This window comes from Pseudomonas sp. Je.1.5.c (assembly GCF_051129895.1).
GTDB classification, from domain to species: domain Bacteria; phylum Pseudomonadota; class Gammaproteobacteria; order Pseudomonadales; family Pseudomonadaceae; genus Aquipseudomonas; species Aquipseudomonas urmiensis.
On the sequence record NZ_JBCPSP010000014.1, the window covers coordinates 100,746 to 114,254 of the forward strand.

Annotated in this window: 14 protein-coding genes; 12 read left to right on the forward strand and 2 right to left on the reverse strand. The window is 64.9% G+C overall.

All coding sequences use genetic code 11. The annotated features are described in order from the left end of the window. Positions 1–2 precede the first annotated feature (2 nt). The 12 genes from AAZU54_RS13110 to AAZU54_RS13165 all read left to right on the forward strand — a co-directional run bounded on the left by AAZU54_RS13110 (position 3) and on the right by AAZU54_RS13165 (position 12,124). Complete coding sequence (locus tag AAZU54_RS13110) at positions 3–974, forward strand: alpha/beta fold hydrolase (RefSeq protein ID WP_186557454.1); 972 nt, start codon at positions 3–5, stop codon at positions 972–974. Next, positions 971–1,798 carry an IclR family transcriptional regulator gene (locus AAZU54_RS13115; RefSeq protein WP_434727249.1) on the forward strand — a complete coding sequence of 276 codons (828 nt, stop codon included), beginning with the start codon at positions 971–973 and terminating at the stop codon, positions 1,796–1,798. The genes AAZU54_RS13110 and AAZU54_RS13115 overlap by 4 nt, the downstream gene beginning before the upstream one ends. Before the next feature lies 1 nt (position 1,799). Beyond that, positions 1,800–2,597, forward strand: a complete 798-nt coding sequence (locus tag AAZU54_RS13120) for an SDR family oxidoreductase (RefSeq protein ID WP_405129665.1) — start codon at positions 1,800–1,802, stop codon at positions 2,595–2,597. After that, positions 2,590–4,272 (forward strand): thiamine pyrophosphate-binding protein, encoded by a 1,683-nt coding sequence (locus tag AAZU54_RS13125; protein WP_434727250.1) that lies wholly within the window; start codon positions 2,590–2,592, stop codon positions 4,270–4,272. The genes AAZU54_RS13120 and AAZU54_RS13125 overlap by 8 nt, the downstream gene beginning before the upstream one ends. 10 nt (positions 4,273–4,282) lie before the next feature. Beyond that, positions 4,283–5,086, forward strand: coding sequence for an aspartate dehydrogenase (locus AAZU54_RS13130; RefSeq protein ID WP_434727251.1), 804 nt, complete (start codon positions 4,283–4,285; stop codon positions 5,084–5,086). A 10-nt stretch (positions 5,087–5,096) separates the two neighbouring features. Next, the gene (locus tag AAZU54_RS13135; RefSeq protein ID WP_434727252.1) at positions 5,097–6,587 is read left to right on the forward strand and encodes an aldehyde dehydrogenase; all 1,491 of its coding nucleotides are present in this window, start codon (positions 5,097–5,099) and stop codon (positions 6,585–6,587) included. Further along, positions 6,584–7,552, forward strand: a complete 969-nt coding sequence (locus AAZU54_RS13140; RefSeq protein ID WP_186557460.1) for a VOC family protein — start codon at positions 6,584–6,586, stop codon at positions 7,550–7,552. Before AAZU54_RS13135 ends, AAZU54_RS13140 begins: the two co-directional genes overlap by 4 nt. A gap of 10 nt (positions 7,553–7,562) precedes the next feature. Further along, positions 7,563–7,790, forward strand: coding sequence for a recombinase-like helix-turn-helix domain-containing protein (locus AAZU54_RS13145; RefSeq protein ID WP_186557461.1), 228 nt, complete (start codon positions 7,563–7,565; stop codon positions 7,788–7,790). Between the two features lie 20 nt (positions 7,791–7,810). Further along, positions 7,811–8,845 carry a Rieske 2Fe-2S domain-containing protein gene (locus AAZU54_RS13150; protein ID WP_434727253.1) on the forward strand — a complete coding sequence of 345 codons (1,035 nt, stop codon included), beginning with the start codon at positions 7,811–7,813 and terminating at the stop codon, positions 8,843–8,845. 22 nt (positions 8,846–8,867) lie between these two features. Then, positions 8,868–9,827: a PDR/VanB family oxidoreductase gene (locus tag AAZU54_RS13155; RefSeq protein ID WP_434727254.1), complete on the forward strand. Its 960-nt coding sequence runs from the start codon at positions 8,868–8,870 to the stop codon at positions 9,825–9,827. Between the two features lie 448 nt (positions 9,828–10,275). Next, positions 10,276–11,505 carry a hypothetical protein gene (locus AAZU54_RS13160; RefSeq protein WP_186557464.1) on the forward strand — a complete coding sequence of 410 codons (1,230 nt, stop codon included), beginning with the start codon at positions 10,276–10,278 and terminating at the stop codon, positions 11,503–11,505. A 148-nt stretch (positions 11,506–11,653) separates the two neighbouring features. After that, positions 11,654–12,124 carry a DUF4265 domain-containing protein gene (locus AAZU54_RS13165; RefSeq protein WP_186557476.1) on the forward strand — a complete coding sequence of 157 codons (471 nt, stop codon included), beginning with the start codon at positions 11,654–11,656 and terminating at the stop codon, positions 12,122–12,124. Between the two features lie 36 nt (positions 12,125–12,160). Here the strand turns inward: AAZU54_RS13165 and AAZU54_RS13170 are convergent, their stop codons facing one another. After that, positions 12,161–13,054, reverse strand: coding sequence for a DMT family transporter (locus tag AAZU54_RS13170; protein ID WP_434727255.1), 894 nt, complete (start codon positions 13,052–13,054; stop codon positions 12,161–12,163). A 113-nt stretch (positions 13,055–13,167) separates the two neighbouring features. Continuing rightward, on the reverse strand, positions 13,168–13,335 hold the full coding sequence (locus tag AAZU54_RS13175) for a hypothetical protein (RefSeq protein WP_186557466.1): 168 nt from the start codon (positions 13,333–13,335) through the stop codon (positions 13,168–13,170). Positions 13,336–13,509 lie beyond the last annotated feature (174 nt).

Genomic DNA, 13,509 nt, shown 5'->3' on the forward strand with positions numbered 1-13,509 from the left:
CGATGACAACGGTCACCGACAACCTCCTGGCGCCGCTGCTCGGCCAACTTGAGCAGCGCTTTTGCGAACGCCTGCTGCGTCTGCACGACGGTCAGCAAGCGCTGCGCGAAGCCGGCAGTGGCGAGGCCGTGGTGCTGCTGCATGGCATCGGCTCGGGCGCCGCCAGTTGGCTGCAGGTGGCCCTGGGTTTGAGCGAGCGGGCGCGGGTGATTGCCTGGGATGCACCCGGCTACGGCCAGTCGGCGCCGTTGCCGATGGCCAAGCCCAGTGCCCAGGACTACGCCGGGCGGCTGTTGCAGATGCTGGATGCCCTGGGTATCGAGCGCTGCCTGCTGGTCGGCCACTCGCTCGGCGCACTGACCGCCGCTGCATTTGCCCAGGCTCATCCGCAACGGGTCAGCCGCCTGGTATTGCTCAGCCCCGCACGCGGTTACGGCGCGCCGGAGCTGGCCGAACAGGGCCGAGTGGTGCGCGACAAGCGCTTGCATAGCCTGGAGCTGCTGGGCATTGCGCAGCTGGCCCGCGAACGCAGCGCGCACTTGCTGTCGCCCAGCGCCAGCGCAATGGCCCTGGCTTGGGTGCAGTGGAACATGGCGCGGCTGTTGCCCCACGGCTATCGCCAGGCCATCGAGCTGCTGTGTGGCGATCACCTGCTGCGCTATGCGCCTGGCAGTGCTGACGCTATCGCGGGACAAACCCGCTCCCACGCAGCCCGCCGTAGCGTTGCGTGGGAGCGGGCTTGCCCCGCGACAGCGCCGGAACGGACAGCAGATACGCCACCCTGCGAAGTGCACTGCGGCAGCGTCGACGGCATCACCCGCCCTGACGACTGCCAGGCCCTGGCGCAAAGCCTGGGCGCCCCTTTCAGCCTGATTGTCGGTGCCGGCCACGCCTGCGCCATCGAACAACCACACACCGTGATCGGGCTACTGGCCCGGGCACTGGACGCCTCTCTCACAGGTAGCGTGCTATGAACGATACGGATTCGTTAAAGGAAAACCAGGACAAGTACATCGTCCCTGGCCTGGAACGCGGCCTGCTCCTGCTGTGCGAATTCAGCCGGCAGAACCGCACCCTGACCGCCCCCGAACTGGCCCGGCGGCTGTCGCTGCCGCGCTCGACCATCTTCCGTCTGCTGACCACCCTGGAAACCATGGGCTTCGTCACCCGCAGCGGCAACGAGTACCGCCTGGGCATGTCGGTGCTGCGCCTGGGCTTCGAATACCTGGCCTCGCTGGAGCTGACCGAATTGGGCCAGCCGCTGCTGGCGCGGCTGTGCGATCACCTCAACTACCCAAGCAACCTGGTGGTGCGCGATGGCCGCTCGATCGTCTACGTGGCCAAGGTCTCGCCGCCGTCGGTGTTCTCCAGCGCGGTCACCGTCGGTACTCGCCTGCCGGCCCATGCCACGGTACTGGGGCGCATCCTGCTGGCCGACCTGAGCCTGAACGAGCTGCGCGAGCTGTACCCGGAAGAACATCTGGAACAGTTCTCGCCGTGCACACCAAAGACCGTGCTGGAGCTGTTCGACCTGGTTCAGGCCGACCGTGTGCGCGGTTACGTCAACGGCGAAGGCTTCTTCGAATCGACCATCTCCACGGTCGCCGCGCCGGTGCGCGACGCCAGCGGCCAGGTGGTCGCCGCGCTCGGCCTGACCATCCCCACCGTGCAGATCGGTCACGTCAATTTCGCCAACCTGCTCGGCCAGGTACGCGGCAGCGCCGATGAGCTGTCGCGGCTGCTCAACTACACCCCCAACGCAGGCCACGGCCGCGTCACCGTGCTGATGAGGGACTGAGATGAATCCCTACCAACTTCATGAGCGCACGGCGATCGTCACCGGCGGCTCGTCCGGCATCGGCTACGCCTGCGTCGAACTGCTGCTCGAAGCCGGCGCGCGGGTGGCCTTCTGCGGCCGCAATCAAGACCGCCTGCACAGCGCCGAAGCGCGCCTGCGCCAGCGCTTCCCCCAGGCGCAACTGCTGGCCCAGGTGTGCGACGTACTCGACGCCCAATCCGTGCGGGCTTTCGCCGCCGCCAGCCTGGCCGCGCTCGGCCCGGCCCAGGTGCTGGTCAACAACGCCGGGCAAGGCCGCGTGTCGACCTTTGCCGACACCAGCGACGAGGCCTGGAACGAGGAACTGCAGCTTAAATTCTTCTCGGTGATCAACCCGGTGCGCGCTTTCATGGCTCAGTTGCAGGGCCAGCCGAATGCCTCGGTCGTCTGCGTCAACTCGCTGCTGGCCAGCCAGCCCGAGCCGCACATGGTCGCCACTTCCGCGGCGCGTGCCGGGCTGAAGAACCTGGTGCGCTCGATGGCGTACGAGTTCGCCGAACACGACATCCGGGTCAACGGCATTCTTATCGGCCTGGTCGAATCCGGCCAATGGCGCCGCCGCTTCGAAGCCCGCGAGGAGCGCGAACTGGACTGGTCGCAATGGACCCAGCAGCTCGCCCAACGCAAACACATTCCCCTGGGCCGCCTGGGCCTGCCGAAAGAAGCGGCGCAGGCGATCCTGTTCCTCGCCTCACCGCTGTCGGCCTACACCACTGGCAGTCATATCGATGTATCCGGAGGCCTGTCCCGCCATGCGTAACGAAAACACTGTCACCGTCGGTGCCGTCATCACTGCGTTCCTTGAGCAATGCGAGGTCAAGGCGGCCTTCGGCGTGATCTCGATCCACAACATGCCGATCCTCGATGCCTTCGCCGTACGCGGCAACATCCGCTTCGTCATGGCCCGCGGCGAAGCCGGGGCGACCAACATGGCCGATGCCTATGCGCGCAGCAGCGGCGGCCTGGGCGTGTGCCTGACCTCCACCGGCACCGCCGCCGGCAACGCCGCCGGGGCGATGGTCGAAGCGCTGACCGCCGGCACCCCGCTGCTGCACATCACCGGGCAGATCGAAACGCCGTACCTGGACCAGGAGCTGGCCTACATCCACGAAGCGCGTGATCAACTGACCATGCTCAAGGCGGTGTCCAAGGCGGCATTCCGCGTACGCAGTGTCGAGACCGCCCTGAGTACCCTGAAGCTGGCCGTGCAGACGGCCCTGACCGCGCCGACCGGCCCGGTCAGCGTGGAGATCCCGATCGACATCCAGTCGACCTACATCCCCATGCCCAGCGACCTCTCGCCGCTGCCGATCCCGGTCGCCGCACCTGCCGCAGAAGCGCTCGACCTGGTCACCGAACGCCTAGCCAGCGCCACCCGCCCGCTGCTTTGGCTGGGCGGCGGCGCGCGCCATGCCGGCGCGCAGGTCAAGCGCCTGCTGGACATGGGCGTCGGCGTGATCACCTCGACCCAGGGCCGTGGCGTGGTCAACGAAGACGATGAGCGCTGCCTGGGCGCGTTCTCCCAGAACAAGCTGGTCGAAGGCTTCATGCAGACCTGCGATGCGCTGGTGGTGGCCGGTTCGCGCCTGCGCAGCAACGAAACCTTCAAGTACGCCCTGAAACTGCCGCGCACCACCCTGCGCATCGACGTCAACCCGGCCATCGAAGGCCGCAGCTACCCCAGCGACCTGTTCATCTGCGGCGATGCGGCGCTGGCCCTGGATGGCCTGGCCGACCGCTTGCAAGGGCGACTGAACATCGACCCCAACTTCCTCGCTGAACTCAAGGCCGTGCGCGAGCAAGCGCGCAAGCAACTGGTCGCCGACCTTGGCCCGTACTCGGCGATGGTCGAGCAGTTGCAGGCGCAGACCGGGCGCAACTTCACCTGGGTGCGCGATGTGACCCTGTCCAACAGCATCTGGGGCAACCGCCTGCTCAACCTGTATCACCCGCTGTCTGGCGTACACGCCCTGGGCGGCGGTATCGGCCAAGGCCTGGCGATGGGCATTGGCGCGGCGGTAGCGGCAGCGGAAACCGCGCCGGGGCGCAAGGTATTCGTCCTGGCTGGCGATGGCGGCTTCATCCTCAACCTCGGCGAGCTGGCGACCCTGGTCCAGGAAAAGGCCAACGTGGTCATCCTGCTGATGAACGACCAGCGCTACGGCGTCATCCGCAACATCCAGGACGCCATCTATGGCGCCCGCCACGCCTACGTCGAACTGCACACCCCGGACTACAGCAAGCTGGCCGAATCGCTCGGCCTGCGCCATGGCCTGGTCAGCGACCTGAAGGATTTCGGCAGCGTGCTCGATGGCGCCCTTGGCGAACAAGGCCCGTTCCTGCTAGAGGTCGACATGCTCAGCGTCGGCGGCTTCGCCACCCAGTTCGCAGGCCCGCCCAACAGCGAAACCAAGGCGCAGAAGGCCACCGCCTGAGGAGGCTGTCATGTTGCATATCACCATGATCGGCTGTGGCGCGATTGGCGTCGGCGTACTCGAACTGCTGGAGCAAGACCCGCAGCTGTGCGTCGACGCGGTGATCGCCTCGGCAGGTTCGGCAGAACTGGTGCGCCAGCGCCTGGCCCGTTTCCGCCAGCCGCCCCAGGTGCTCACCGCGCTGCCGGCCGATGCGCGCCCCGACCTGCTGGTCGAGTGCGCCGGCCACAAGGCCATCGAAGAACACGTGCTGCCGGCCCTGGAGCGCGGCATCGCCTGCCTGATCGTCTCGGTCGGTGCGCTGTCCGAGGTCGGCCTGGTCGAACGCCTGGAAGCGGCAGCGGCGCGCGGCAACACCCGCATCGAGCTGCTACCGGGGGCAATCGGCGGCATCGATGCGCTGTCGGCCGCCAAGGTCGGGGGCCTGGACTCGGTCGACTACGTAGGGCGCAAGCCTGCGCGGGCCTGGAAGAACACTCCGGCCGAGCAGCTGTGCGAGCTGGACAGCCTTAGCGAGCCGACCGTGATCTTCGAAGGCAGCGCCCGTGAAGCGGCGCGGCGGTACCCGAAGAACGCCAACGTCGCCGCCACCCTGTCGCTGGCAGGCCTGGGCCTGGACCGCACACGGGTGACGCTGATCGCCGACCCGCTGAGCGAGGACAACGTCCATCAGTTTCAAGCCCGTGGCGCCTTCGGCCGCTTCGAGATGAGCCTGCGCGGCAAGCCGCTGCCGGCCAACCCGAAGACTTCGGCGCTGACCGTCTACAGCGTGGTTCGCGCCCTTGGCAACCACGCCCATGCCATTTCCATCTAGGGGACTGCCAATGACACTGGAACAGACCTTACCCATCTGCATCGCCGGCACCTGGCGCCTGGGCGCTGGTGAGCGCTACGCCAGCTGCTATCCGGCCACCGGCGAGCCGGTGGCCTGGCTCAATGCCGCCAGCCTGGACGATGTCGAGGCCGCTGTGCAGGGTGCGCACCAGGCCTTCGTGCACAGCGGCTGGGCTCAGCGCAAACCGCACGAACGCGCCGCCGTGCTGTACCGCATCGCCGAGCTGATTCGCCAACGCGCCGAAGAACTGGCCCAGCTGCAACGCCAGGACAACGGCAAGCCGATCAACGAAACCCGCGCCCTGGTCGCCAGTGCCGCCGGCACCTTCCAGTTCTTCGCCGCAGCGTGCGAAACCCTGGAAGAAACCATCACCCCCTCGCGCGGCGACTTCCTCAGCATGAGCGTCTACGAGCCGATGGGCGTGGTTGCGGCGATCACGCCGTGGAACTCGCCCATTGCCAGCGAAGCGCAGAAGGTCGCCCCGGCCCTGGCCGGCGGCAATGCGGTGGTGATCAAACCGGCGGAGATCACCCCGCTGCTGGCCCTGCAACTGGCCCAGATCTGCGAGGACGCCGGCCTGCCCAAGGGGCTGATCAGCGTGCTACCGGGCAAAGGTTCGCTGCTCGGCGATGCCCTCACCCGCCACCCGCTGGTCAAGCGTGTGTCGTTCACCGGCGGCACCCGCACCGGCAAGCACATCGCCCATATCGCCGCCGACAAAATGATGCCGGTGTCGCTGGAACTGGGCGGCAAGTCGCCGACCATCGTCCTTGACGACGCCGACCTCGACCACGCCGTGGCCGGGGTGCTGTATGGCATTTTCAGCTCCTCGGGCGAGGCGTGCATTGCCGGCTCCCGGCTGTTCGTCGCCCGCGCCCTGTACGAGCCTTTCATGACTCGCCTGAGCGCTGCCGCCGCACAACTGCGCCTGGGTGATCCGGCCGATGAGCGCACGCAGATGGGCCCGCTGATCAGCGCCGCTCACCGCGAGTCGGTGGAGCGCTACGTGGCCCTGGGCCTGGCCGAAGGTGGCCGCCTGCGCCTGGGCGGCGAGCGCCCCAGCGGCGGCGTGTTCGACCAGGGCTACTTCTACCCGCCGACCATTCTCGAAGGCCTGGGCAATCACCAGCAGGTGTGCCAGGAAGAAATCTTCGGCCCGGTGCTGGTGGCCCTGCCCTTCGACAGCGAAGAGCAATTGATCGAGCAGGCCAACGACAGCCTGTATGCCCTCGCCGCTGGCATCTGGAGCCGCGACTACAAGCGCGCCTGGGCCCTGGGGCGCAAGTTGCAGGCCGGCACGGTGTGGATCAACACCTACAAGCAGTTCTCCATCTCGACCCCGTTCGGCGGCTGGCGCGACAGCGGCCTGGGCCGTGAAAAAGGCCGTCTGGGCATCCTGCAATACATGGAACAGAAAAGCCTCTACTGGGGCATGAACCAACAGCCGCTGGCCTGGGCCGGCGTGGAGGCAGGGCAATGAGCGTACTGGGCATCGACGAAGTCACCTATGGTGTGGAAGACCTCGACAGCTGCGTGCGGTTCTTCGCCGACTGGGGCCTGAGCAAGGTCAGCGAGCAACCCGACCAGGTGATCTTCGAAACCCTCAATGGCTGCCGGGTGGTGCTGGCGGCCATCGACAAACCCGGCCTGCCGCCGGCCATCGAGCCCGGTTCGACCGTGCGCGAAGTGGTCTGGGGCGTGGCCAGCCAGGCCGATCTGCAGCTGTACAGCCAGCGTATTGCCAACGACCCAGGCTTTGTCGAAGGTGACGGGCGCATTGGCTGCACCGACCCCAACGGCCTGGCGATCCGCCTGCAGGTCACCCGCAAGCGCGCGCTGGACATCGAATGCAGCGGCCACAACACCTGGCAGAGCAAAGGCCGGATCAACAAGCCGGCGCCAGTCTACGAACGTGCCACTCCCATCGAAGTGGGCCATGTGGTGTTCTTCGTCAAGGACGTCAACGCCTGCGAGGCCTTCTACCACGAGCGCTTCGGCTTCCAGGCCTCGGACCGCTACCCCAACCGCGGCGCCTTCCTGCGCACCGCCGAGGAAGGCGGTCACCACGACCTGTTCATGCTGCAGTTGCCAGCGCCCCGCGCCGGGCTCAATCACGTCGCCTTCACCGTGCGCGACCTGCATGAAGTGTTCGGCGGCGGCATGCACATCTCGCGCTGCGGCTGGGCCACTGAAATCGGCCCGGGCCGCCACCCGGTGTCGTCGGCGTTCTTCTGGTACTTCAAGAACCCAGCCGGCGCCCTGGTCGAGTACTACGCCGATGAAGACCAACTGACCGGCGAATGGCAACCACGCGAATTCGAACCCGGCCCGACCGTGTTCGCCGAGTGGGCGATTGCCGGCGGCATCGATGGCAACACCCGGCGCCAGCAACACGTCGAGGCGCCACAAGGCAAATTCCTCACCGACAAGCCCAAGAACAACTGAGGTCGATCCCATGAGCACACCCGAGGTTTACCTGCAACCGCACCAGGCGCGCAAACGCCCCAACACGCCGTTCGAAGACCTGCTCGGCGACTCCATCGAACGCGCCTTCGGCAATGGCGTGAGCGAGCTGGGCGACTTGCTCGCCCACCTCAACCTGGCCGGCCCGCCCTGCCCGCTGACCAGCGGCGAGTGGACTGCAGAGGCCTACCAAACCCTGATGGCGCGGCTGGGCGCATGACCCACCGGAGGTAAAACAAAATGAATATGCACGTAACCGTCGACCCTGTTGAACAACACCTGGCCAATGGCCTGAAAGACCTTTGGTTCCCGGTCCTGCCGTCGGATCTGCTGAGCGATAAACCGGTGTCGATTCGCCGCCTGGGCTACAAGATCGCCCTGTGGCGCGATAACGACGGCAGCGTCCATGCCCTGGAAGACCACTGCCCGCACCGCGGCGCGCCGCTGTCGCAAGGGCCGGTGCTGGGCGATCGCCTGCAGTGCCCGTACCACGGCGTCGAAGTGCGCTGCGACGGCACCGTGACCAAGGTGCCCGGCAGCCCTGGCTGCAAGCTCGAAGGCAGCCGACCGACGCGGATGTTCCATACCCGCGAAGCGGCAGGCGCAATCTTTTTGTTCAACGCCACCGACCCGCACCTGGAGATGCCTCCCGAGCTGGTGCTGCCCGAGCAGCTGATTTCGCCCGAGTGGAGCAGCTTCCTTTGCTACACCGAGTGGAAAGGCGACTACCGCTACGTGCTCGACAACGTCATGGACCCGATGCACGGCACCTACCTGCACAAGATGTCGCACTCGATGAGCGAGGGCGAAGCCACCGCCAAGTTCGTCACCCGCGACACCGAGCAGGGCTTCTTCTTCGAAAAAGAAGGCCAGCGCGGCGTCAACTTCGACTGGACTGAGTTCCTCGACAACGGCTGCCATTGGCTGCGCCTGGAAATCCCCTACCCGAAGACCGGCGGCCCAGGCGGCAACTTCACCATCATCGGCAGCTACACCCCAAGCAGCCGCGCCCTGTCGGCGGTATTCCACTGGCGCGCGCGGCCGCTGAGCGGCTGGCAGCGCGACACCTGGCGCTTCCTCTACAAGAACCGCCTGGAAGCGCGCCACTGGGCGGTGCTGGAGCAGGACCGGGTGCTGCTGGAGTTCATGGAGTTCGACGCCAACCAGCGCGAGAACCTCTACCAGCATGACCTGGGCGTAGTGCGCCTGCGCCGCTACCTCAAAGGCAAGGCCAAAGAACAACTGGCCCTGATCGACGCAAAGCAACTGCCTTGAGCTATTGAACCTGAGGTGACCGATGTCCAACTCCTCCACCATCAGCGCGTTGGTGCACACCCTGCGCCATGAAGCCGAAGGGATCATCAGCGTCGAGCTGCGTCCCTGGGGCGATACCGTGTTCGCGCCGTTCGAGGCCGGCTCGCACATCGACCTGCATTTGCCCAACGGCTTGGTGCGCAGCTACTCGCTGCTCAACTCGCCGAGCGACCAAGGCCGTTATGTGGTCGGCATCCTGCGCGATCGCAACAGCCGCGGCGGCTCGCGCTTTGTCCACGAGCAACTGCGCGTGGGCACAGAGCTGAAGATCTCCCAGCCGCGCAACAACTTCGCCCTCGACAGCCGCGCCAGCCACAGCGTGCTGGTGGCCGGCGGCATCGGCATCACGCCGATCTACTGCATGTTCCGCCAGTTGCTGGCGCTGGGTCGCTCGGCCGAGCTGATCTACTGCGCCCGCTCGCGTCGCGAGGCAGCGTTGCTGGAACAGATCGCCGAGCTCGGGGCCAAGGTGATCTATCACTTCAACGATGAAAAAGATGCCTTGCCGGATCTGCCCGGGTATCTGGCCGGGCGCCCGGCAGACACCCACTTCTATTGCTGCGGGCCGACGCCGATGCTCGATGCGTTCGAGAGCGCCTGTGAGAACTTGGGCTATGCGCATGCGCACATCGAGCGGTTCACTGCCGCCGAGTTACCGCCAGCGGAGGATGCCCAGGACAGCTACAGCGTCGAGCTGAGCAAGTCGGGCAAGACGCTGCATATCGAGCCAGGGTTGAACCTGCTCGATGTGTTGCTCGAGGCCGGTTGCGATATCGAGTACAGCTGCCGTGAAGGGGTGTGCGGGTCTTGCGAGACACGCGTGCTGGAAGGTGATATCGATCATCGCGATGGCGTGCTGACCAAGGCCGAGCGAGCGGCCAATGGCTCGATGATGGTGTGTGTTTCCGGGTGCAAGAGTCGCCGCCTGGTGCTTGATCTGTGAACTGACCCCATTGCTCGCACGCGCAGTTGACCGGCCCTTGGTGGCCGGTTTTTTTTGGCCCGATGAACGGGCCTCATCGCGGGGCAAGCCAGCACCGGGTTTCGTGGGAGCGGGCTTGCCCCGCGATGAGGCCACGCATCGTGCACTTATGCGCAATCTCTGGGCATTTACGTAACTGCTTTCAGGTGCTGTTTCGAGGGCGATACAAATTGCCGCGTTTCAAATATAAATAATTGTTTTAACTGATAATTTAATTAATTAAAAACACTGGCACAAAACCTGCTCTAGCCCTTAGGCATTCACACTTGAAACACCGTATCGCCCCTAAAACAATAAAACCAACTCCACCCGTTATCCGCCGGTAAAAACAGGTTGCCTCGCACACATCCCACTGTGGATGACGCCCCCGTTTTGCCCGCAGAAACGCCCCAACCTTGCAGGGCATGGTATGAACAGATATGTGATAAGCCTCGGTCTGATCGTCAGCAGTTGTGCCAGCTTCGCCTCCGAACCCGGCCCAGCTGCCCCCGACCAACCGCCAGCGGTAAAAAAGCCATTCCCGCATATCGCCTGGCGCAGCGATGACGGCCAAAGCAGCCTGGATATCGGCGGCGCCCTGCGTATCAACTACCGCGACGAGCACTGGGACACCACCGAGAACAACGGTCGGTTCCTGTTCGACACTTTCCGCCTGGATGTCCAGGCCAGCCACCGGCAGCTGTTCAGCGATGTCGGCTACTGGTTCCAGGACGACGGCAAGCGTTCCATCGACCGTGGCTACATTGGCTATCGCTTCAACCCCCAGTCCAACCTGCAACTCGGTGCACCGTTCAAGCCGTTCGGCCTTGAGCCCTACCCACAGTTTGGCTGGAGCTACCACATCCCGTTCTTCATGGGTTACGGGGTCAGCGCTGGTACGGGCCTGAAGTACAGCTACAAGGATCAGGACTGGGACCTGCAACTGGGCTATTTCCCCCGCATGCTGCCCTCCAGCCTGCGCTACTCGCCGGAGGTCGGCCGCTATGCCGACCTCAACGACAACGCCGTGCCCTTCACCCAGTCGCGCCAGGACAACGAAAAGCGCAACCAGCTCAACGCCCGCGTTGCCCGAACCTTCACCGGCGAGGGCTGGAAGACCGAGATCGGCGCCTCGCTGGCCGCCGCCCAGCTGTACAACGCCACCACTGACGATGATGGCGACTATTGGGCAGGCGGTGTGCACGCCCTGTTCAATCATGGCCCCTGGACCGTGACCGGCCAGGCGATTCGCTATGAGTATGACCCGAGCAACCCCGCAGGGGTCAGCGACGATGCGGTGCTGATGGGCGGCAACGGCCTGACGCCGGCCTACCTGATCGCCTCGAAAGCAACCATTGCCGCGGTCAACCTGGGTTATGACGTGTACACGCCAAGGCTTGGCCAGCTGAAGAAGATCAAGCTGTACACCGACTACAGCCGGATGATGAAAGACAAAAGCGGCTGGGATGATTCGCAGATGTTCACGGTCGGGGCGCAGTTCCTGGCGATGCCGATCATGGCCTGGATCGACCTGACCTGGGCGCGCAACGCCAACCCATTTGGCGGGGCGGAAAATGGCACCGGCTGGACCAGTACCAGTTCCGTCGGCAGCAATGACTGGTACTACCGGACCAACATCAACATCGGCTACTACTTCTAAGTCGCTATCGCGGGGCAAGCCCGCTCCCATGCAGAACTCTACCTGGTGGTTCTGCATGGGAGCGGGCTTGCCCCGCGATGACGTCGCTACAGACACCCTGGCCAATCCGCCGTACGATGTCCAGCAGTCCACCCCTGCAGCCCCAACCATGACCGTCCAACCCCAGCCCCATTTCAAGAAAATCCTGTTTCGCCTGGAGCAGGACGCCCAAGGCTACCCACCCGCCTCGGTCGAGGGCCTGTGGGCCAAACAGGTCGACGCCGGCTACCTGATCGACAGCATCCCGTTTTATACCTACGGCATTGCACCCGGCGACACCATCAGCGTCACCGACGAGGGTGAGCAAACCTGGTTTGCCGCCCTGCACGGCAATGGCGGTGCATCGGTCTTTCGGATAGTGGTCAAGGCGCCAGGCGCGTTTGAACAGGTCCGCGCGGCCTTAAGCGATTTCGGCTGCCCCAGCGAAGTCGAGCAAGCCGTGAAGATGCTCGCCGTGCACGTGCCCCCAAGCCTGTCGCTCGATACCCTGCTCTACTACCTGTTGACCCAGCGCGAAGCCGGTACCCTGGAGTTCGAGGAAGGCGTGTTGCGCCACACCATCCCCGCAGAGTTTCTGTGATACCAGGCCATCGTCTGCCGATGGCCTGGCCAACCCTTACGCTTCTCGACTGGCCTGTGCCAGGCGCGTCGCAGGCTTCCTGAACACGAACAGCAAGCCGATCACGATCAGCCCCATCCCCAGCAAGCTCAGCGGCGCCAGGCGGTTACCGAAGATCAGCAAGTCCATCACCGCAGTCACAGCCGGCACCAGGTAGAACAGGCTTGTGACATTGACCAGGTTGCCCCGGGCGATCAGCCGGTAGAGCAACAGCGTCGCCAGCAGCGAGACCACCAGGCTCATCCACAACAACGCACCGATGAAGCCTGTGTTGAAATCCACCTCCAGGGTTTGCAACGGCGCGAACAACGCGCACAAAACAACCCCGGCCAGGTACTGCAACGGCAAGGTGCCCATGGGGTTGTCAGTGATGCGCTTTTGCAGGATCGAGCCAAAGGTCATGCTCGCCAGCGCCAGCAAGGCGAACAGCATCCCGACCAGGGACACCCCGCCCAGGTTGATGCCCTGGTAGACCACCATGATCAACCCGGCCAAGCCCAAGCCCAGGCCGAACAAGCGGCTCCAGGAGCGCTGACGCTCCATCAGCACCACGGTGAGGATCGGTTGCACGCCCATCACCGTGGCCATCACCCCTGGGGTGACATGGGTACTCAACGCCAGCAGGTAGAAGATCTGGTAGGCGCCGAGCAACACGCAACCGGTGCCCAGGGCCTGCAGGATGGCCCGCAGTGAACGCGGCCAGCGCAGGCCCAGCAGCGGCCCGATCAGCAACAAGCCACACAGCGCCAAGGCTGAGCGCAACAAGAGAAACGCGAACGGGCTGGCATGCGCCAGGCCGAGTTTGGAGACGATCGCCCCGCTGCTCCACAGCAGGACGAACAGGCTGGTAGTGGCCGCCGAGGCCACGGATGCTTTATTGAAGACGAACATATGCCACCTGTATGCAGGCAAATAAGCCAAACGGCGGGCGTGTGCTTCAGCGAGCGAAGGTGCCGACCGTGTTCAGTAGCTTGCGGGTGCGGGAGGGTTCGGCAAGACGCCGATCAGCCCAGCACGACCACGCAAGGAGGCGCGGTTACTACGCCCCCGGCAACGCCACTGACAGGTGGTGGTGGGTAGTGACTGAGCATGACCGGCTGCTGGCTACCACGCACGACCATGCCCGCGACAGGCGCGATGGCAAAGGCGTTGCTGACAGGGATGGCGGACATGCACAGGCTCTTGGGTGAGGTGAATGGGTTTGACTATAGCGTTGCGCTCATCGCGGGGCAAGCCCGCTTGTATGGTTAGACTTGAAGGGGTGGTGGGACTAAATGCCCGATTCTGACTGTTCGCAGCAGTACAGACCGTGGGAGACATCGCCCCACCCCTTCCACCAAAGCGCC

Coding starts and splice junctions, on each gene's coding strand:
- AAZU54_RS13125 (WP_434727250.1), top strand. CDS start 2,590: ATGCGTAACGAAAACACTGTCACCGTCGGTGCCGTCATCACTGCGTTC.
- AAZU54_RS13135 (WP_434727252.1), top strand. CDS start 5,097: ATGACACTGGAACAGACCTTACCCATCTGCATCGCCGGCACCTGGCGC.
- AAZU54_RS13140 (WP_186557460.1), top strand. CDS start 6,584: ATGAGCGTACTGGGCATCGACGAAGTCACCTATGGTGTGGAAGACCTC.
- AAZU54_RS13115 (WP_434727249.1), top strand. CDS start 971: ATGAACGATACGGATTCGTTAAAGGAAAACCAGGACAAGTACATCGTC.
- AAZU54_RS13170 (WP_434727255.1), bottom strand. CDS start 13,054: ATGTTCGTCTTCAATAAAGCATCCGTGGCCTCGGCGGCCACTACCAGC.
- AAZU54_RS13165 (WP_186557476.1), top strand. CDS start 11,654: ATGACCGTCCAACCCCAGCCCCATTTCAAGAAAATCCTGTTTCGCCTG.
- AAZU54_RS13150 (WP_434727253.1), top strand. CDS start 7,811: ATGAATATGCACGTAACCGTCGACCCTGTTGAACAACACCTGGCCAAT.
- AAZU54_RS13175 (WP_186557466.1), bottom strand. CDS start 13,335: ATGTCCGCCATCCCTGTCAGCAACGCCTTTGCCATCGCGCCTGTCGCG.
- AAZU54_RS13155 (WP_434727254.1), top strand. CDS start 8,868: ATGTCCAACTCCTCCACCATCAGCGCGTTGGTGCACACCCTGCGCCAT.
- AAZU54_RS13110 (WP_186557454.1), top strand. CDS start 3: ATGACAACGGTCACCGACAACCTCCTGGCGCCGCTGCTCGGCCAACTT.
- AAZU54_RS13130 (WP_434727251.1), top strand. CDS start 4,283: ATGTTGCATATCACCATGATCGGCTGTGGCGCGATTGGCGTCGGCGTA.
- AAZU54_RS13160 (WP_186557464.1), top strand. CDS start 10,276: ATGAACAGATATGTGATAAGCCTCGGTCTGATCGTCAGCAGTTGTGCC.
- AAZU54_RS13120 (WP_405129665.1), top strand. CDS start 1,800: ATGAATCCCTACCAACTTCATGAGCGCACGGCGATCGTCACCGGCGGC.
- AAZU54_RS13145 (WP_186557461.1), top strand. CDS start 7,563: ATGAGCACACCCGAGGTTTACCTGCAACCGCACCAGGCGCGCAAACGC.